Source organism: Clavibacter rahimiani (assembly GCF_052654495.1).
The window spans coordinates 304,080-322,486 of sequence record NZ_CP199790.1 but is presented as its reverse complement, the minus strand read 5'-3'; the positions used below and the strand labels follow the sequence as shown (position 1 = coordinate 322,486).

The window sequence follows — 18,407 nt, the reverse complement described above, 5'->3', positions numbered from 1 at the left end:
CGGCGGGAGCCGGGCCGCGGGTAAGCATAGCCTTACCTCACCATGCGGCTCGACCCCCGTCCCCAGCACGTCGGCCGTCCCCGGGGATCAGCGCGGCCGCGCCACCGTCGACCCGCGCACGAGCAGCTCGAAGCCCATCGTCTCCGTGCGGAAGGCGCCCGCGTCCGCGCCGCGCTCGATCCGCTCGGCCAGCATCTCGACCGCGCGGTGCGCGATGGCACGGCGGCCGGGCGACACGGTGGTGAGGGGCGGCTGCGCGAAGCGGGAGTCGCTCGTGTCGTCGAGGCCCGCGACGGCCACGTCCTCGGGCACGCGGAGGCCCCGCTCCTGCAGCATCCACTGGGCGCCGAGCGCGAGCGAGTCGTTGAATCCGAACACGGCGTCGAGCTCGACGCCGTCGTCGAGGAGGCGGGCCATCGCGGCCGCGCCGGTCTCGCGTCGCCAGGGGCCGGGATCCACCTGCAGGCGCGGGTCGACCGGGATGCCCGCTGCGGCGAGCGCGTCCTCCGCCCCGCGGCGGCGGAGCGCCGAGCCCGACGGCTCGTCCGCCTCGCGCACGCCGATGAGCGCGATGCGGCGCCGGCCCGTCTCGACGAGGTGCGCGACCGCGGCGCGCGCCGCGTCCCGGTCGGCGATGAGCACCTGGTCGGCGAGCCCCTCGAGGAAGCGCTGGCCGATCATCACGAGCGGCACGTTGAGGTCGATGACGCCGGCGTCCTCCTGGTGCAGCGCGAGCGGCTCGTAGATCACGCCGTCGAGCACCTGGCGGTGCAGGCCCGAGAGCGCGCCGATCTCGCGGTCGCGCCGCCCCGCCGTCGTCTCGACGAGCACGCTGAGGCCGAGCTCGTCGGCCGCGTCGATGACGTCCTGCGCGAGCGGCGCCAGGTACGCGCTGTCGAGCTCGGGGATCACCAGCGCGATCATGCGCGACCGGCCGGAGCGGAGGTTCCGGGCGGAGACGTTCATCCGGTACCCGAGCTCGGCGACGGCCGCCTCGATCCGCGCCCGCGTCTCGTCGCGCATGTACGGGTAGCCGTTGAAGAAGTTGCTGACGGTCTTGATGGAGACGCCGGCGGCCTTGGCGACGTCGCTCATCGTGGCCGCCATCCGCTCCCCCTCGTCCGGGCGCTCCCGCCGCGGATCCTCGTCCGGCCGTGCACGCCGCCCCCAGCCTGGCATGCGGGCCGGGCGGCGGCCCTACTTCACGGCGCCGCTGATGAGGCCGGCCACGTAGTACCGCTGCAGCAGCAGGTAGAGCACGACGCACGGGATGACCGTCACGGCGACGCCCGTCTGCATGAGGCCCCAGTCGACCGAGTTGTTCTGGCCGGCCGAGAGGATCTGCAGGCTCACCGGCAGCGTGTAGAGGCTCTGGTCGGTGATGAGGATGAGCGTCGCGAAGAAGTCGTTCCACGCCGAGAAGAAGGTGAGGAGCGCGGTCGAGACGATGCCCGGGACGGCGATGGGCAGCATCACCCGGCGCATGGCCTGCAGGGGCGTGTTCCCGTCGATGAGCGCCGCCTCCTCGAGGCTCGCCGGCACCGCCTGGAAGGAGTTCCGCATGAGGAAGATGCCGAACGGCAGGTTGAAGGTGGCGAGCACGAGCGAGAGGCCCAGGAGGCTGTTGTCGAGGTCGAGCTCGATGAGCGTCAGGAACAGCGGCGTGATGATCGCCTGGAACGGGATCATGAAGGTGATCAGCACCACGAAGAACACCACGTCGCTCCCCCGGAACGGCAGGCGCGCGAACGCGTAGCCGGCAAGGGTCGACACGACGACCGTGATCGCCGTGACGAGCACCGACACGATGACGCTGTTGCCGAGGCTCGTCATGAGGTCGAGCCCGCCGGTCGGCTGCAGCAGGCGCTCGAGGTTGCCGAGGCCGAACGAGCCGTCCTGCGCGGTGAGCGCCTGGCCGAGCATGATCCCGAGCGGGTAGAGGAACAGCAGCGCGACGCACGCGCACGCGACGTACCAGGCGACGCGCGGCATGGAGGCGCGCACGGCGCCGAGGCCGCGGCGGTCGCGGCCGCGCACCTCCCGGGCGGGAGCGGCGGCGGCTGCGGGGACGGGACGGGTGGGGGCCTGGGTGCTCATGAGTGGTCCGAGTTCCTGAGGAGCAGCATCTGCGCCGCGCTGACGAGGCCGAGGACGACCATGAGGATGATGGAGAGCGCGGCCCCGTAGCCGAGGTCGAGCCGGATGAACGACGAGCGGTAGATCTCGTACACGGCCGTGATCGTGCTGTTGTCCGGCCCGCCGCTCGTGAGGATGTAGAACTGGTCGAACGCCAGCAGCGACCCGGCCACGCTGAACACCAGCACGAGCGCGAGGGTCGGCCGGAGCAGCGGCAGCGTGATGTGGAAGAAGCGCTGCCAGCGGGTGGATCCGTCCACCTCGGCGGCCTCGTTCACCTCCTGCGGGATCGACTGGAAGCCCGAGAGCAGCAGGAGCATCTGCAGGCCCGCCGCCTTCCACGCGACCATGCTCACGACCACGAGGAACGCGGTCGTGGTGCCGCCGAACATGTTGGTGGAGACGTCGAGGAGCCCGAGGCCCGCGAGCGTCTTCATGGTCGGGCCGATCACCGGCTGCCACATGAAGAGGAAGAGGTAGCTCGCGGAGGCGAGGCCCACCACCACGGGCAGGAAGTAGATCGACTGGAAGATGCGCGCCGCGCGGGTGCGTCGCTGGATGAGGAGCACGAGCACCAGCCCGATCACGAGGAGCACGGGCGTGACGATCACCGTGTAGAGCAGCGTGAAGCCGACCGCCCGGAGGAACGCCTGGTCCTGGAACGCCTCGACGTAGTTCGCGAGGCCCGTGAAGGCGCGGTTGCCGAGCAGCGGCCAGGTGAAGGTGGACATCGCGACGGTGCGCAGGAGCGGCCACAGGAAGAACGTGACGAGCATGACGAGCGCCGGCAGCGTGAGCAGGACGCCGGTGCGGCGTCGCCGCCTCGCCATGGCGCCGCGGTCGCGCACGGCGGCGCGGGCCGGGGACGTGACGACGCCCTCCAGCCGGGTGATGACGGGTGCGGTCACTTCTCGTCCTCCTCGACGTAGACGACGGAGTCGAGGATGCGCTGCGCCTCCGTCTGGGCCTCGCGCTGCGCCTCCTCGACGTCGCCGCGGAACACGGACTGCGAGATCAGGTTCACCCAGACCCCGTTGTTGTCGTTGAACAGCTCGTTCTCGACCGGGCTGAAGGGCACGTGGCCCACCCGGAGCGCATCCGCGAAGACCGCGTAGCGGGGATCCTGCGGCACGTAGACGGAGTCGAGCAGGTCGGTGCGGATGGGCACCACGGACTGCTCGGCGAGGATCGTCTGCGCCTCCTCGCCCGTCGCCCACTCCACGAACTCCCACGCGCCGTCGACGTCGTCGGAGCCGTCGAGGATCGCGAGGGTGTCGCCGCCGCCGAAGCTCGCGGATCCGCCGTCCCTCCCGGGCAGCGGCGTGACGCCGAAGTCCACCTTCCCGCCGGCGACGAGCGCGCCCATGGTGGCGGTGCCGTCCGCGATCATGCCGACCGTGCCCTGCTGGAAGGCCGTCGCGGTGTTGGGGCCGGCGTCGGTCTGCGCGAGCGACGGCATGCTGCCGTCGGTCCACATGCCGCGGAGGAGCTCGAGGCCCTCGGTGACCTCGGGGCTGTCGAGGGTGGCCTCGCGGCCGTCGGCGGTGAGCACGTCGCCGCCGCTCCCCCAGATGAGCGGCGTGAAGCCGAAGATGAGGCACCCACCGCACGCGCCGGGGATGGAGTAGCCGTACTTCCCGTCGCCCAGGGCGCTGATCGCCTTCGCGGCCGCGCGGATCTCGGCGTGCGTCGTCGGCGGGCGCTCGGGATCCAGCCCCGCCTCGGCGAAGAGCGCCTTGTTGTAGAAGAGGACCGACGCGTCGCCCGTGAACGGCACGCCGTAGGTGCGCCCGTCGAAGGCCGTGACCGACGCGTGGGCCGGGCTGAAGTCGTCGGCGTACGGCAGCGCGTCCACCCGGTCGGTGATGTCGACGAGGGCGCCGGCCTGCGCGAAGTACGGCGTGAAGACGAGGTCGAGGGCCGCGATGTCCGGCGGGTCGCCGCCCGCGATGGAGGTCGCGAGCTTCTGCACGTAGCTCGGGGAGGGCACGAGCGTGATCTCCACCTGCGTGTCGTGCGTGGCGTTGTACGCCTCGGCGAGCGGCTCGACGAGCGCCTTCTCGTAGTCGCGGATCCAGAGGGTGACGGTGCCGTCGGCGTCGTCGCCCGCTCCCGCCGAGCAGCCGGTGAGCGCGAGGCCCGTGATCATCAGGGTCGCCGCGGCGACCGCCCTCGTCCTGGTCCGCCTCATCGCGCTCCTCGGTGCTCGTGATGCTCGGCCCCGGAGGGCTCGGCCGCGTGGCCGTCCGCGCCGCCATGGCGCCTTCTACATCGTTGTACTAGATTATGTGCATCGATGTACTGCCCGTCAAGGGCGGGTCGAGGGGCCCGGATCGCGTCCGGGACCCGTCCACGGCACCGTCGCCGCGGACGCCGCCGCCACGTGAGGATCCCGATGACCGTCGCCCCCGCCACCCCGCGTCCCGCCGCCGATGCCCCCGGCGCCGTCCGCTCGTTCCCGCTCTCCGCCGTCCGGCTCGGCGACGGGCCCCTCCGGCACGCGCAGCTCCTCGACGTCGAGTACGTGCTGCGCCTGGATCCCGACCGCCTGCTCGCGCCCTTCCTGCGCGAGGCCGGGCTCGACTCCCCCGTGCCGAGCTACGGCAGCTGGGAGGCGATCGGCCTCGACGGGCACATCGGCGGCCACCACCTCTCGGCGCTCGCGCAGCTGCACGCCGCGACCGGCGACCCGCGCCTCCTCCCCCGCCTCGAGCACATGCTCGACGTGCTCGAGCGCTGCCAGGACGCGGCGGGCGACGGGTGGCTCGGTGGCGTGCCCGACGGCCGCGAGTTCGGCCGCACCATCTCCGAGGGCCGGATCGACGCCGACACCTTCGACCTCGAGGGCCGGTGGGTGCCGCTCTACAACCTGCACAAGACGCTCCGCGGGCTGATCGACGCCCACGTGCACACGGGATCAGCGCGCGCCCTGCGGATGGCCGAGGGCATGGCCGGCTGGTGGCTCGGCGTCTCGGCGCACCTCGACGACGACGCGTTCGAGGGCATGCTCGCCACCGAGCACGGGGGCATGGCCGACGCGTTCGCGACGCTCGCGGGGATCACCGGCCGCGCCGACCTGCTGCGGGAGGCCGGGCGGTTCGCGCAACGCGCCCTCGTGGATCCGCTCGCCGCCGGCCGCGACGAGCTCGACGGCCTGCACGCGAACACGCAGATCCCCAAGGTGATCGGCGTGGAGCGGCTCGGGCGGATGACGGGCGACGCCCGGCTGCTCGCCGCCTCCGACGCGTTCTGGGACTCGGTCGCGCACCGGCGGAGCGTCGTGATCGGCGGGAACAGCGTGCGCGAGCACTTCCACCCGTCGCGCGACTTCGCGCCCATGGTGCTCGACGAGCAGGGGCCGGAGACCTGCAACAGCTACAACATGCTCGAGCTGGCGCGGCTGCGGTTCGAGCGGACCGGGGACCCCGCGATCCTCGACCAGGTCGAGCGCACGACGCTCAACCACATCCTCTCCACGCAGCACCCCGAGCACGGCGGGCTCGTGTACTTCACGTCGCTGCGGCCCGCGCACCCGCGCGTGCACTCGGTGGCCGAGGAGTCGATGTGGTGCTGCGTCGGGACCGGCATGGAGAACCACGCGCGCTACGGCGAGCAGGTGTTCGCGCACGCGGACGACGCGCTGCTCGTGGACCTGTACGTGCCGGCCGAGCTCGACTGGGCCGAGCGCGGGATCCGGGCGCGCATCGACGGCGACGTGGTGCGGACCGGGGAGGCGACCGTGACGATCGACGCCGCGTCTCCCGCGGACCTCGAGCTGCGGCTGCGGCGGCCGGGGTGGGCGACGTCGATGGAGGTGCGCGTCGACGGCGAGCCGGTAGTGGTCGTGCCGGGTGCCGCCGCCGTGCCGATCCGCCGCACGTGGTCCGGCACGACCGTCGTCACCGTGCGCCTCGGGATGGAGGTGCGCGCCGAGCGCCTGCCCGACGGATCCGCCTGGACGTCGTTCACGTACGGCCCGCTCGCGCTCGCCTCGCGCGACGGCCGGGACGGCATCGCCACCTCGCTCGCGGAGGACACGCGCATGGGCCACGTGACGCCCGCGCTGAAGGTGCCGCTCGAGCGGACGCCCGTGGTCACGGCGGCCGATCCCGCCGACGCCGTCACGCTCGTCGACCGCGCCGCGCTGGCGTTCCGGCTGGACGCGTGGCGGGGCGACGAGCGGGTGGCGGTCGCGCTGGAGCCGTTCGCGGGGATCCACGACGAGCGGACGACGCTGGTCTGGCCGACCGGGACCGACCCCGTCGCGCGGGCCGCCGAGCTGCGCGCGCTGGACGCGGCGGGCACCGACGCCGACGTGGTCGACGAGGTCGTCGCCGGCGAGCAGCAGCCCGAGGTCGACCACGGCTTCCGCGGCGAGGCCACGCGCGCGGGCGGCGCCGACGGCGTGCACTGGCGGAGCGCGACCGGCTGGTTCTCCTACGAGCTGCGCGATCCCGCGGGCGCGGCCGCCGTGCTGCGCGTACGGCTGCGGCGGGAGGACGCGGCGGGCGAGGCGAGCCGCACGGGCGACGCGCGCGATGGCGTCGGCGTCGGTGGTGGCGTCGGCGCCGGCGCCGGCGCCGGCGCCGGCCAGGTGATCCGCGTCGGCGGCGTCGAGGCGCCCGCTGCGGATCCCGTCGAGCTCGGCGGCGGGATCGGCGAGGACGCGGTCGACGTGCGGATCACCGACGCCATGCGCGCCGGATCCCCCGACGGCGCGATCGCGGTGTCCGTGCACGCACTGCCGGGCGGGCGCACGCGGGACGTGCTCGGGATCCAGCTGCGCCGCTGACCGCCGCGCGCACGCCGAGGGGCCCGGACGATCCGCCCGGGCCCCTCGCGTCGCGCGCCGTGTCGCTACGCGGCGACGGCCTGCAGGTTCCGCTCGATGTGCGCGTGGAACGCCCGCAGCCAGGTGAGGAGGAACTCCTCGGTGCCCGCGTTCGAGATCTCGCCCTCGGGGGAGATGAGCCCCTCGGTGGTCTGGATGTACGCCTCGGGCTGCGAGAGCTCGGGCGAGGCGAGGAACGACAGGATGCTGCGGAGGTGCTGCTGCGCGACGGCCGTGCCGACCGAGCCGATGGACGTGCCGATGACCGCGCTGGGCTTGCCCTGGAACGCGTTCTCGCCGTACGGGCGGCTGGCGAAGTCGAGCGCGTTCTTGAGGACGCCGGGCACCGAGCGGTTGTACTCGGGCGTGACGATCATGATCGCGTCGGCGTCGGCGATCGCGGCCTTGAAGTCGTTCGCGACCTCGGGGTAGTCCCCGTCCATGTCCGCGCTGTAGAAGGGCAGCGGGGCGATGGGGATCTCGGTGAGCTCGAGGCCGGCCTGGGCGCCGAGTCGCGCGAGCGCGAGCGACAGGGCCCGGTTGATGGAGGTGGACGACAGGCTGCCGACGAGGTAGCCGACGCGGTACGTGGTGCTCATGGTGTGCTCCTTCCCGCATGGACCGTTCCATGCGCGCGCATGGAGCCTAGCCGCGGCGGATGGGCGCTCCCTCCGTGCCGCCGCGCCCGCGCGGATCCCGGACAGCGGCGTCGTCGAGGTGTTCGACGAGGGTGACGACGTGGCCCCACGGCAGAAGTGCAACGGATCGTTGCACTTCTGCCTCATCGGGCCAGGTCCGCGCGAGCGCGCGCATGGAGAAAGAGGTTCCGGATGGAGAAGCCCCGCATCTCGGGGAACGCTCGACGCAGGTCGGCCGCTAGGCGCGTCATCACGGCGCTCCCCCACTGACATCGCGGACCATCGCGCCCGCCCCCTCACCCCAGCAGCACCTCCCACGTGCGGAGGGACGGCCAGAGCGCGTGGCGCGGGAGGACGTCGGGGCCGCACGCCCGGGATCCGAGCCCGTGCTGCGCGTCGTCGAGGAGGAGATGCAGGCCCTCGGGGTCGGGCAGCTCGTGCGGGTGGCCGACGTCGGTCTTCTCCTGCGGCGTCCAGCAGGAGAGCTGGAAGCCGGCGCGGTGACCCGATGCGTCGGGCACGGTCGTGACGGTGAGGGGCGTCGCGGATCCGTCGCCGATCACCAGCGAGCGCAGCTCCGGCCGGTGCCCCGTCTCCTGCGGGCGCGCGTACGCGACCGAGAGGCCGTCGACGCTCGACGCGAACCGGCCGACGTGCACAGCCGTGCGGCTGTCGGGGTACGACTCCCCCGGTCCCGTGCCGTGCCAGGCGACCGGGTGCTCGGCGAGCGCGGCGGGCAGGTCGATGCGCACGCCGACGCGCGGCCACGTGCAGTCCCACACGCCGAACGGCACGACCTCCGTCGCGAGCAGCAGGCCGCGGTCGGTGGCGGTCCAGCGGAACGCGACGTCCACGCCCGCCCCGGAGTGCGCGGCCTGCACGCGCAGGCGGGTCGCGAGGCCGTCGGCGGAGCGCTCGGTGCCGAGGAGCCGGTGGGTGAGGCGGTGGAGGCCGCGCTCGCGCCAGCGGTCAGCCGACGGCGGTGTCTCCTCGGCGCCGCGGCCTCGGGTCAGCTCGGGCTCGGCGAGCTCGTACGATCCCTGGCCGGCCCCGCGGTCGTTCTCCGTGGGCGCGCGCCACAGCTCGAGCCGGGGGCCGCGCACGGGGATCCCCGCCCACGACACCAGGTCGCCGCGCGCGTCGAATGAGCCGACGCCGAGCTCGTCGCCCCGCCAGCGTCCGGCTGGCCGCGGCCGGGGCGCGGGCCGCCGACGCACGAGCGCCTGGTGCCGCGCGATCACGTGCCCCGCCGCGGCCCAGGGCGCGTCGTGGCGCGTGACGACCTCCACCGTCACGTGCACCTCCTCCGCGTGGCCCGCGGCGCGCGCCTCGGCCGGGAGGGGGACCGTGACCGCCTCGCCCGCCGGGATCGGCGCGTGCTCGAGCACCCCGCGCGCGACCCGGCGGCCGTCGTGGTGCGTGGACCAGGCCAGGTCGACGTCGTCCGTCGGCGCGGAGTGGCGCCGGTTCTCGACCCGCACCGTGCATCCGTCGTCCGCGACCCGCACGCGCACCGGCACGATGACCGCGGCCAGCTCCGCGAGGCCCGGGGTGGGCGTGCCGTCGGAGAGGAGCAGGCCGTCCATCACGAAGGGCCCGTCGTGCACGGGCTCGCCGAAGTCGCCGCCGTACGCGTGGAAGGGGCGGCCGTCGGGCGTGCGGGCGAGCAGACCGTGGTCGCGCCATTCCCACACGAAGCCGCCGTGGAGGCGCGGCCAGCGGTCGATCGCGTCCTCGTAGTCGGCGAGGGATCCGGGCCCGTTGCCCATCGCGTGCCCGTACTCGCACAGGATGAACGGCTTGGCGCGCTGCTTCGCGCCGGTCGCGCCCGTGGTCTCGTGGATGCTCGCGACGGGTGTGCCGCACACCGAGTCGATCTCCTCGAGCGTCGGGTACATGCGCGAGTACACGTCGGTGTGCTCGCCCGTGAGGTCGCCCTCGTAGTGCACGGGCCGGGTCGGATCCGCGCGCCGCACCCACGCGGACATCGCCGCGATGTTGCGGCCGGTGCCCGACTCGTTGCCGAGCGACCACATCACGATGGACGGGTGGTTCCGGTCGCGGCCCACCGTGCGGGCGATCCGGTCGAGGTACGCGTCCCGCCAGCGCGGGTCGTCGGACGGGTTGTCCCGCCACTCGACGTCCCAGAATCCGTGCGTCTCCAGGTCGCACTCGAGCACGACCCAGAAGCCGAGCTCGTCGGCGATGTCGAGCAGGCGCGGGTGCGGCGGGTAGTGGGAGGTGCGGATCGCGTTCACGCCGCTCCGCTTCATCAGCTCCAGGTCGGCGCGGGCCTCGGCCTCGTCGAACACGCGGCCGCGCTCGGGGTGCGACTCGTGCCGGTTGACGCCGCGGAAGGTGAGACGACGGGCGTCGACGAGGAGGGCGTCGCCCTCGATGCGGACCGTGCGGAAGCCGATCCGGAGCGACGCCGTCTCGCTGGGCGACGACACGGTCGCGTCGTACAGCCGCGGCCGCTCCGCGCTCCACGCGTCGACCGCGGGGATCGCGATGGGCGCGACGTCGGCGGCCGTCTCCCACGTGGTCCGGATCCCGAGCTCGGGCACGCGCACGACCACCGGGAACGCGCCGTCCACCTCCACGTCGAGGAGGCCCGACCCGTCGGCGGGATCTCGGTCGGCCCGCACGCGCACGTCGTCGAGGGCGCGGGCCGGGCGGGCGAGCAGCTCGACCGAGCGGAAGATCCCGGGCAGCCACCACTGGTCCTGGTCCTCCAGGTAGGACGCGGCCGACCACTGGTGCACGCGGATCCCGAGCCGGTTGACGCCCGGCACGAGGAGGTCCGTGACGTCGAGCTCGGTCGTGAGGCGGCTGCCCGTGGTCCAGCCCGCCTCGACGCCGTTGATCCAGAACGTGGCGAGCCCCTCGATCCCGTCGGTGCGCAGCAGCACGCGCTCCGCGTCGGCGAAGGACGCGGGCAGGGCGAACGTCCGCCGGTGCTCGCCGGTGGGGTTCGCGTCGGGCACGTGCGGCGGGTCGATGGGGAACGGGTACTGCAGGTTCGTGTACGCGGGCGCGCCGTGGCCGTGCAGCACCCAGTGCGACGGCACGGGCAGCGTGGTCCAGCCGGCGGCGTCGAGCGCGGCGTCGTCGAGGGCCGGATCCGCCACCGCGGGCGGGCGGCCGGGCTCGTCGACCGGCGCCTCGGGCAGGAGGCGGAACCGCCAGTCGCCGTCGAGCGGGTGGACGGGCGCGTCGGTCGCGAACCGGGCACGCGGGGCGCGCCGGGAGGCGGATCCGGGGGCGACGTCGTCGAGGTGGGACATGGGTGCTCCGGAGGATCGGTGCGCCGCGGCGCGGGCAGGGGGACGTGCGGGTCGGGGACGGTGCGGGGCGGCGGCCCGGTCAGGCGGGCGACCCGAGCCCCGCGAGCGCGGCCCGGTCGGCGACCACGGTCACGCGCCGGTGTCGCTGGAGCACGGAGGCGGGCACGTCCACCGTCACGGGCCCGGTGAGCGCCGCCGCGAGCGCGTGGGCCTTGTGCGCGCCCGAGGCGACCAGCAGGATCCGCCGGGCCGAGAGGATCGTCGCGATGCCCTGCGTGATGGCGTGCGTCGGCACGCGCTCCGGATCGCCGCCGAAGTACCGCGCGTTGTCGCGACGCGTCGCCGCCGCGAGCTCCACCACGCGGCTCGTGCCCGCGAGGGGCGAGCCCGGCTCGTTGAAGCCGAGGTGCCCGTTCGCGCCGATGCCCACGATCTGCAGCCCCGCGCCGCCCAGCCGGCGGATGCGGCGCTCGTGCTCCGCGGCGGCCGCCTGCGGATCCGCCGCGCCGCCGTCCGGCACCACGACGCGCGCGTCGGGCACGCCCAGCGGCTGCGCGATGCGCGTGCGCACGAAGGAGAGGTACGACTCCGGGTGCCCGGCCGGCAGACCCACGTACTCGTCGAGCGCGACGAGCGACAGCCCGTCGGTGACGAGGCCGCGCTCCAGGCGGCGCCGGGCGAGCTCCGCGTAGAGCGGCTCGGGGCTGGATCCGGTCGCCACCCCCAGCACGCCCGCCGGCTCCTCCGCGAGGAACGCCTCCACCACGTCGGCCGCGGCGGACCCGAGGCCCGCGAGGTCATCGACGGCCGTCACCACGACGGACCGCGACGCGGGCGGCATCACTTCAGCGCGCCCTTCGCGATGTCGCCGATGAACTGCTTCGCGCCGATGAGGAACACGATGATGAGCGGGATCACCGCGAGCAGCGCGCCCGCCATGACCATGCCGTAGTCCTTGCCGTGGGCGCTGTTGAGCTGGCTCATCGCCACCTGCAGCGTGAGCGTGCCCGGGTCGTTCAGCACGATGAGCGGCCACAGGTAGTCGTTCCACGCGGCGATGAAAGTGAAGATCCCGAGGAACCCGAGGCCCGGCCGGATGAGCGGCAGGCACACCGTGAGGTACTGCCGGAAGAACCCGGCGCCGTCGATGCGGGCGGCGTCGATGAGCTCGTCCGGCACGCTCGAGACGATGAACTGCCGCAGCCAGAAGATGCCGAACGCGTTCGCCGCCGCCGGCACGATGAGCGCCTGCAGCTGGCCGACCCAGCCGAGGTTGATCATCGTCACGAACTGCGGGATCACCGACAGCTGCGCGGGCAGCATGAAGGTCACGAGCAGCAGCGCGAACAGCGCGCGCCGGCCGGGGAACTCGTACTTCGCGAACGTGAACGCCGCGATCGAGTCGAAGAACAGCACGAGCACCGTGACGGACACCGCCACGATGACCGTGTTCATCAGCGATCCGCCGAAGTCGATCGTGCGGAACACGGCCTGGATGTTCTCCCACAGGTACGGCCCCGGCACGAGCACGGGCGGCGACTTGTAGATGTCGCTCGTGGTGTTGCTCGCCATCACCACGAGCCAGTAGAGCGGGAACAGGCTCACGATGGATCCGGCGAAGAGCACCCCGTGCAGGACCACCCGGGCGGGCGGCAGCTGCCGACGACCCGCGGGCCGGCCGGTGCGCTCGGCGCGGGTGCGCGGGCGGCCCGCGGCCTCGTCGGCGATGCGGGCCGCGGCGGATCCCGCGGCGTGGACGGTCGTGCTCATGCGCGCTGTCCCTTCCTGGTGCCGGGCGTCCGCACGGGCTTCTCCTTCTTCTCCGCGCCCAGCCGGAAGCTGATGATCGAGAAGATCACGACGAGGAGGAAGACGCCCCAGGCGATGGCGGCGCCGTAGCCGAAGCGGTTGTAGTTGAAGGCCTGCTGGTAGAAGTACAGGACCGTCGTGAGGCCGGCCTGGCCGGCGCCGCCCGAGTTCGGGTTGGTGGTGCTCGAGGAGGCCGTGAGCACCTGCGCCTCGGTGAAGCTCTGCAGGCCGGTGATGGTGGAGACGACGAGCACGAAGAGGATCGTGGGGCGCAGCAGCGGCAGCGTCACCGACCAGAACGTGCGGATCGCGCCGGCGCCGTCGAGCTTGGCGGCCTCGTAGACCTCGGTGCCGATGGCCTGCATGCCCGCGAGGAAGATGATCGCGTTGTAGCCGGTCCACTGGTAGGTGATGAGGATCGCGATGGTCACCTGGATCGCCCACGGCGTCGAGAGCCACGCGACGCCGTCCAACCCGATGGCGCGGAGCCCCGCGTTCACGAGCCCGAAGCTGTCGCCGAAGATCGAGCCGAAGAGCACGGCCATGGCGACCACCGAGGTCACGTTCGGCACGAAGTAGCTGATCTTGTAGAAGGTGCTGAGGCGCTTCGCCGAGTTGAGCATGGCCGCGACCACGACGGCGATCGCCATCATCGGGAAGGTCGAGAGCGCGAAGATCACCAGGGTGTTGCGGATGGACAGCCAGAAGGTGGGGTCGGCCGCGAGGGCCTGGAAGTTCGCGAGGCCCACCCACTCCGCCGTGCCGAGCCCGTTCCAGTCCTGGAAGGAGAGGACGAGCGAGTAGAGCGCGGGGAACAGCCCGAAGATCGCGAACAGCACGAAGAACGGCGCGATGGCCGCGTAGTACGGCCACGTGCGGCGGAGGCCGCGGGTGCCGGCGGCCCCGCGGGAGCGCGCGGGGCCCGGGGCACCCGCGCCCGCCCGGGAGGACGCGCGCAGGCGCCCTCCCGGGCGGACGACGGTGGGGATCACTGCTTCGCGGTCTTCAGCGCGGCCTCGCCCGCGGAGACGGCGTCCTCCCACGCCTGCTCCGGGTCCTTGCCGAGGGAGGTGACGTTCTGCAGCTCGGTGACGAACGCGGCCTGCACCTGGTTGTCGTAGGGGCTCGTGTAGGCCGTAGGCATCTTGGCCGCGGCATCGGCGAAGACGCCGACGGTCGACTGGCCGCCGAAGAACGGGTCGCCCTCCTGCAGCTCGGGGGCGTCGTAGGCGGCGGTGGCCGACGGGAAGATGCCCTTGTCGGCGTACGCGGTGACCTGGTTGTCCTGGTCGAGCACGTCCTTGATCACCGCGAACGCGGCCTCGGGGTCCTTCGTGCCGGCGGGGATGGAGAGGAACGAGCCGCCGATGTTGGCCGGGCCGCCGGGCATGGGGGCCACGCGCCAGTCGCCGGAGGTGTCGGCCGTCGCGCTCTTGAGGTCGGCCTGGTACCACGAGGCGCCGAGGAGCGCCGGGAGCGAGCCGTTCGTGATCGCCGACGCCCAGTCGGGGCTGCCGTCGGTCACGTTCGCGGTGAGGCCGTCCTGGTACGCGAGCACGGCGCGGTCCCACGCCTCCTTGATCTCCGGGCTGTCGCCCGTGAAGTCGCCCGCCTCGTCGACGAAGCGCGTGGTGCCCTGGCCGATGGACTTGGTGAACACGTCGGAGGCGTCCACGAAGATCGCGCCGCCGGTGGCCTCCTTGAGCTTCTTCCCGAACGCGAAGTAGTCGTCCCAGGTGGCGGTGGCCGCGGCCACGTCGGCCGGCTCGCTCGGGAGGCCGGCCGCCTGGAAGACGTCGGCGCGGTAGTAGAGGGCGGTGGGGCCGATGTCGATGGGGAGGCCGATGAGCTGGCCGTCCTCCGTGGTCGCCTCCTTGAGCTTCCACGCCGGGTACTGGTCCGCCACGTCCTTCGCGCCCAGGTCGTCGAGGTTCTCGAAGAGCCCGTCCTCGCTGATGAAGTAGGGCATGTCCTCGCCCTTGACCCCCGTGATGGACGGCAGTCCCGAGCGGCCCGTGAACGTGGTGACGAGCTTCTGCTTGAAGTCGCCGCCGATGGTGGAGACGTTGAGCGTGGTGCCGGGCACCTGGTCCGGCACCTGGTCGAGCACCGTCTGGCTGAGGCCGTCCGGCCAGATCCACAGGTCGAGCTCGCCGCCGGCCGAGGATCCCGATGACGACGACGACGAGCAGGAGGCGAGGACCGGCGCGAGGAGCGCGAGGGCGGCGACGCCGACGACGAGGCGCCGGGCACGTGCGCGGCGGGCGGGGTGGTGGGGCATGGTGGTTCTCGATTCGGTGGGGGACGGGCAGGTCGGAGCGGGCGGGTGGGAGGGCGGGTGGTGCGCGTCAGGCGAGCAGGCGCGCGCCGTCCGGATGGGCGAGGGCGTCGGAGAGGTAGTCGTAGCGGCCGGGCTCGGCGGCGTCGGGGTGCGCCAGGAGCCACGGCACGAGCTCGTCGAGCCGAGGGGCGCCGGACGCGCCGCCGGGGCGCGTGACCGTGATCCCCGCGACCAGGCACGCGAAGTCGACGCGCTCGGTGAGGCTCCAGGGCGCGCGGGCGGAGGCGGCGAGCGCGGCGCCGAACACGTCGCCGGCGCCCGTGGCGTCGATCGCGCGGACCGCGAGCGGCGGGCGGACGACCTCCTCACCGCGGGCGGCGTCGACGGCGACGACGCCGCGGGATCCGGCGGTCACGACGCTGAGCGGCACGCGGCGGGCGAGCGCCCGGGCGGCCTCGACGGCCGAGTCGGTGCCCGTGTACGCGGACGCCTCGAGCTCGTTCGGGAGGAAGGCGTGGCACTCGTCGAGCTGGTCGAGGATCGCCGGGTCCCAGCGCTCGGACGGGTCCCAGCCCACGTCGGCGTACACGTCGGTGCCGGCGGCGGCGGCGCGGCCGACCCAGGAGCTGCGGTGCGGATCCAGGTGCACGAGCGCCGCGGCGGCCGCGGGCACCTCGCCCGGGACGAGCTCGTCGGAGCCGAGCGGGCAGGGCACGCCGCCCGTGACGAGGGCGCGGTCGTCGTCGTAGCCGAGCGAGGCCGTGACGGGCAGCGCCCAGTCGTCGAGGGTCACGAGGTGGTCGAGCACGACGCCCTCCGCGGCGAGCGCGGCGCGCACCAGGAGGGAGAAGGGATCCGTGCCCACGGCCGCCGCGATGGCGGTGGGCACCCCGAGGCGGGCGCCGGCGAGGGCGAAGTTCGCGATGCCGCCCGGCCCGTGGCCGAAGGACGACGTCCAGATCTCGTGACCCGGACGCGGCTCGCTCGGCAGCTCACCGAACACGACGTCGGCGAACAGCTGGCCGACGACCAGCAGCCCGGCGGGGCTCTGCTCGGTGCGGGATGCTGCGGACACGTCGGGCCTCGGCTTCTCGGTGGGCCGCGCCGTGCGGGGCACGGGGAGCGGGGAGGGCGGTCCGCCGACGGCGACGCTGCCGGCGGGACGCGGTCGACCAGGGGCGGCGACCGGTAGTGACGTTTCTAGCCCATGTGAGCACATGGATGGAAGACTTTGTTTATTACAAGATTGTTTCTGCTCGATCCTGCGCGCTAATGTTCAGTCCATGAGAGACGCCCGAGAGTTCGTGATCCTCGACCGGCTGCGCGCCAGCCGCAGCGCGACGGTCGCGGAGCTCGCCGACGCCGCCGGCACGAGCGAGGCCACCATCCGCCGCGACCTGGCCCGGCTCGACGAGCAGGGGGCGCTCCGGCGCACGCACGGCGGCGCCGTCCTCACCGAGGTCGACGCGCCCTTCGCCGAGGTCGAGCAGGTCAACCGGGAGGCCAAGGAGCGCATCGCCCGGGCCGCCGCGGCGCAGGTCCAGGACGGCCAGTCGGTCGTGCTCGACATCGGCACGACCACGCTGCACCTGGCGGAGCAGCTGCGCGGCCGGTCCCTCACGGTGATCACGGCGAGCATCGCCGCGTTCGACGTGCTGCGCGACGACCGGGCCGTGAAGCTCATCCTGCTGCCGGGCGACTGGGATCCGGTCTACCGCTCGGTGTCCGGCCCGCTCACGGCCGAGAGCCTGCGGATGCTGCACGCCGACCACGCCTTCGTCGGCGTGAGCGGCATCGCCGACAACGGCGACCTGCGCGACACGACGATGGCCCAGGTGCCCATCAAGCGCGCGATGGCGGAGGTGAGCGACCGGGTCACGGTGCTCGCCGACTCCTCCAAGTTCCCGGGCACCGGCGCCGGCCGTGTCGCCCCCACCGCGTCGCTGACGCAGCTGATCACCGAGGCCGCCCCGCACGCGCGGGTGTCGCAGGGCCTCGCGGACAAGGGAGTGTCGGTGACCGTCGCATGAGGTTGACCATCCTGGGCGGGGGCGGCTTCCGCGTCCCGCTCGTGTACTCGGCGCTGCTGCGCGACCACGAGGCCGGCCGCGTCTCGCACGTGGCCCTCTACGACACCGACGAGGTGCGCCTCACGGCCGTCGCGCGCGTGCTCGCCGAGCAGGCCGCGGCCTACCCGGACGCCCCCGTGATCACGCTGCACACCGACCTCGACGAGGCGCTCGCGGGCGCCGCGTTCGTCTTCTCGGCGATCCGCGTGGGCGGCATGGCCGGGCGCTCGTGCGACGAGCGGCTCGGCATGGCGCACGGCGTGATCGGGCAGGAGACCGTCGGCTACGGCGGCATCTCCTACGCGCTGCGGACGCTGCCGGTGGTCATGGACCTCGCCGAGCGGATCCGCGTCCAGGCCCCCGACGCGTGGGTCATCAACTTCACGAACCCCGCGGGCGTCGTGACCGAGGCGATGTCGCGCGTGCTCGGCGACCGCGTCATCGGCATCTGCGACTCGCCCATCGGCCTCGCCCGCCGCGTGCTCGGCGCGCTCGGCGTCGCGGGCGACGACGTGGTCATCGACTACGCCGGCCTCAACCACCTCGGCTGGCTGCGCGGCCTCCGGGTCGACGGCACCGACGTGCTGCCGGACCTCATGGCCCGCCCCGACCTCATCGGCACGTTCGAGGAGGGCCGGCTCTTCGGCGCGGAGTGGGTCACCGAGCTCGGCGCCGTGCCGAACGAGTACCTGCACTACTACTACTTCAGGCGCGAAGTGCGGCACGCCGACCAGCTCGCCGCGCAGACCCGCGGCGCCTTCCTCGTGGAGCAGCAGGGCCGGTTCTACGAGCAGCTCGAGCACCGGCACGACGTGTCCGCGCTCGCGCTCTGGGAGCGCACGCGCCTCGACCGCGAGACCACCTACATGGCGACGAACCGGCAGTCGGCCGGCATGGGCGACCGCGACGAGGACGACCTCGTCTCCGGCGGCTACGAGGACGTCGCGATCGCGCTCATGCGCGGCATCGCGTACGACCAGAGCGCGCGCCTGATCCTCAACGTCCGCAACCGCGGCACGCTCGCGTCGCTCGACGCGGACGCCGTGGTCGAGGTGCCGTGCATCGTCGACGCCCGCGGCGCGCACCCGGTGGCGGGCACGGAGCTGCCCGACTTCGGCGTGGGCCTCGTGACGAACGCCAAGTACGTGGAGCGGCAGACCATCGAGGCCGGCCTCGGCGGATCCCGCGCCGCCGCCGTCCGCGCCCTCGCGCACCACCCGCTCGTCGACTCGGTCACGGTCGCGCGCTCCCTGCTGGAGGACGCGATGCACGCGTTCCCGGCGCTCTCCTACCTGCGCTGACGCGGATCCGCCCGCGCCCGCACCCGCCCGCTCGCCCGACCGACCGCGTCCCGAC

At 73.5% G+C, this 18,407-nt stretch carries 14 protein-coding genes; 3 read left to right on the top strand and 11 right to left on the bottom strand.

Annotation, left to right across the window (positions count from 1 at the left end; all coding sequences use genetic code 11):
- Window positions 1-87 precede the first annotated feature (87 nt).
- The 4 genes from ACT7CP_RS01540 to ACT7CP_RS01525 all read right to left on the bottom strand — a co-directional run bounded on the left by ACT7CP_RS01540 (window position 88) and on the right by ACT7CP_RS01525 (window position 4,327).
- Window positions 88-1,107 carry a LacI family DNA-binding transcriptional regulator gene (locus ACT7CP_RS01540; protein ID WP_445443093.1) on the bottom strand — a complete coding sequence of 340 codons (1,020 nt, stop codon included), beginning with the start codon at window positions 1,105-1,107 and terminating at the stop codon, window positions 88-90.
- Window positions 1,108-1,197: 90 nt separating this feature from the next.
- Window positions 1,198-2,097, bottom strand: a complete 900-nt coding sequence (locus ACT7CP_RS01535; protein WP_445443092.1) for a carbohydrate ABC transporter permease — start codon at window positions 2,095-2,097, stop codon at window positions 1,198-1,200.
- The gene (locus ACT7CP_RS01530) at window positions 2,094-3,044 is read right to left on the bottom strand and encodes a carbohydrate ABC transporter permease (RefSeq protein ID WP_445443091.1); all 951 of its coding nucleotides are present in this window, start codon (window positions 3,042-3,044) and stop codon (window positions 2,094-2,096) included. The genes ACT7CP_RS01535 and ACT7CP_RS01530 overlap by 4 nt, the downstream gene beginning before the upstream one ends.
- Window positions 3,041-4,327 (bottom strand): ABC transporter substrate-binding protein, encoded by a 1,287-nt coding sequence (locus ACT7CP_RS01525; protein WP_445443090.1) that lies wholly within the window; start codon window positions 4,325-4,327, stop codon window positions 3,041-3,043. The genes ACT7CP_RS01530 and ACT7CP_RS01525 overlap by 4 nt, the downstream gene beginning before the upstream one ends.
- Window positions 4,328-4,531: 204 nt before the next feature.
- On the opposite strand from ACT7CP_RS01525, the gene ACT7CP_RS01520 reads away from it, so the two are divergent.
- Window positions 4,532-6,928, top strand: coding sequence for a beta-L-arabinofuranosidase domain-containing protein (locus ACT7CP_RS01520; protein WP_445443089.1), 2,397 nt, complete (start codon window positions 4,532-4,534; stop codon window positions 6,926-6,928).
- Between the two features lie 65 nt (window positions 6,929-6,993).
- Here the strand turns inward: ACT7CP_RS01520 and ACT7CP_RS01515 are convergent, their stop codons facing one another.
- From ACT7CP_RS01515 to ACT7CP_RS01485, 7 genes are all read right to left on the bottom strand, one after another.
- The gene (locus ACT7CP_RS01515; protein ID WP_445443088.1) at window positions 6,994-7,566 is read right to left on the bottom strand and encodes an NADPH-dependent FMN reductase; all 573 of its coding nucleotides are present in this window, start codon (window positions 7,564-7,566) and stop codon (window positions 6,994-6,996) included.
- Between the two features lie 335 nt (window positions 7,567-7,901).
- A complete protein-coding gene (locus ACT7CP_RS01510; RefSeq protein ID WP_445443087.1) occupies window positions 7,902-10,892 on the bottom strand; it encodes a glycoside hydrolase family 2 TIM barrel-domain containing protein in 2,991 nt (996 codons plus the stop codon).
- Window positions 10,893-10,971: 79 nt separating this feature from the next.
- Complete coding sequence (locus ACT7CP_RS01505; RefSeq protein WP_413962589.1) at window positions 10,972-11,733, bottom strand: glucosamine-6-phosphate deaminase; 762 nt, start codon at window positions 11,731-11,733, stop codon at window positions 10,972-10,974.
- Complete coding sequence (locus tag ACT7CP_RS01500; protein ID WP_445443086.1) at window positions 11,733-12,662, bottom strand: carbohydrate ABC transporter permease; 930 nt, start codon at window positions 12,660-12,662, stop codon at window positions 11,733-11,735. The genes ACT7CP_RS01505 and ACT7CP_RS01500 overlap by 1 nt, the downstream gene beginning before the upstream one ends.
- Complete coding sequence (locus ACT7CP_RS01495; protein ID WP_413962120.1) at window positions 12,659-13,693, bottom strand: carbohydrate ABC transporter permease; 1,035 nt, start codon at window positions 13,691-13,693, stop codon at window positions 12,659-12,661. The genes ACT7CP_RS01500 and ACT7CP_RS01495 overlap by 4 nt, the downstream gene beginning before the upstream one ends.
- The gene (locus ACT7CP_RS01490) at window positions 13,690-14,982 is read right to left on the bottom strand and encodes an extracellular solute-binding protein (protein WP_445443085.1); all 1,293 of its coding nucleotides are present in this window, start codon (window positions 14,980-14,982) and stop codon (window positions 13,690-13,692) included. Before ACT7CP_RS01490 ends, ACT7CP_RS01495 begins: the two co-directional genes overlap by 4 nt.
- Window positions 14,983-15,049: 67 nt before the next feature.
- Window positions 15,050-16,057 (bottom strand): carbohydrate kinase family protein, encoded by a 1,008-nt coding sequence (locus tag ACT7CP_RS01485; protein ID WP_445443084.1) that lies wholly within the window; start codon window positions 16,055-16,057, stop codon window positions 15,050-15,052.
- 208 nt (window positions 16,058-16,265) lie between these two features.
- Between ACT7CP_RS01485 and ACT7CP_RS01480 the strand changes: the two genes are divergently transcribed.
- Both ACT7CP_RS01480 and ACT7CP_RS01475 read left to right on the top strand, forming a co-directional pair.
- A complete protein-coding gene (locus ACT7CP_RS01480; protein WP_445443083.1) occupies window positions 16,266-17,012 on the top strand; it encodes a DeoR/GlpR family DNA-binding transcription regulator in 747 nt (248 codons plus the stop codon).
- Window positions 17,009-18,352 (top strand): 6-phospho-beta-glucosidase, encoded by a 1,344-nt coding sequence (locus ACT7CP_RS01475; protein ID WP_445443082.1) that lies wholly within the window; start codon window positions 17,009-17,011, stop codon window positions 18,350-18,352. The genes ACT7CP_RS01480 and ACT7CP_RS01475 overlap by 4 nt, the downstream gene beginning before the upstream one ends.
- Window positions 18,353-18,407 lie beyond the last annotated feature (55 nt).

Coding starts and splice junctions, on each gene's coding strand:
- ACT7CP_RS01540 (WP_445443093.1), bottom strand. CDS start 1,107: ATGGCGGCCACGATGAGCGACGTCGCCAAGGCCGCCGGCGTCTCCATC.
- ACT7CP_RS01535 (WP_445443092.1), bottom strand. CDS start 2,097: ATGAGCACCCAGGCCCCCACCCGTCCCGTCCCCGCAGCCGCCGCCGCT.
- ACT7CP_RS01525 (WP_445443090.1), bottom strand. CDS start 4,327: ATGAGGCGGACCAGGACGAGGGCGGTCGCCGCGGCGACCCTGATGATC.
- ACT7CP_RS01520 (WP_445443089.1), top strand. CDS start 4,532: ATGACCGTCGCCCCCGCCACCCCGCGTCCCGCCGCCGATGCCCCCGGC.
- ACT7CP_RS01515 (WP_445443088.1), bottom strand. CDS start 7,566: ATGAGCACCACGTACCGCGTCGGCTACCTCGTCGGCAGCCTGTCGTCC.
- ACT7CP_RS01510 (WP_445443087.1), bottom strand. CDS start 10,892: ATGTCCCACCTCGACGACGTCGCCCCCGGATCCGCCTCCCGGCGCGCC.
- ACT7CP_RS01505 (WP_413962589.1), bottom strand. CDS start 11,733: ATGCCGCCCGCGTCGCGGTCCGTCGTGGTGACGGCCGTCGATGACCTC.
- ACT7CP_RS01500 (WP_445443086.1), bottom strand. CDS start 12,662: ATGAGCACGACCGTCCACGCCGCGGGATCCGCCGCGGCCCGCATCGCC.
- ACT7CP_RS01490 (WP_445443085.1), bottom strand. CDS start 14,982: ATGCCCCACCACCCCGCCCGCCGCGCACGTGCCCGGCGCCTCGTCGTC.
- ACT7CP_RS01480 (WP_445443083.1), top strand. CDS start 16,266: ATGAGAGACGCCCGAGAGTTCGTGATCCTCGACCGGCTGCGCGCCAGC.
- ACT7CP_RS01475 (WP_445443082.1), top strand. CDS start 17,009: ATGAGGTTGACCATCCTGGGCGGGGGCGGCTTCCGCGTCCCGCTCGTG.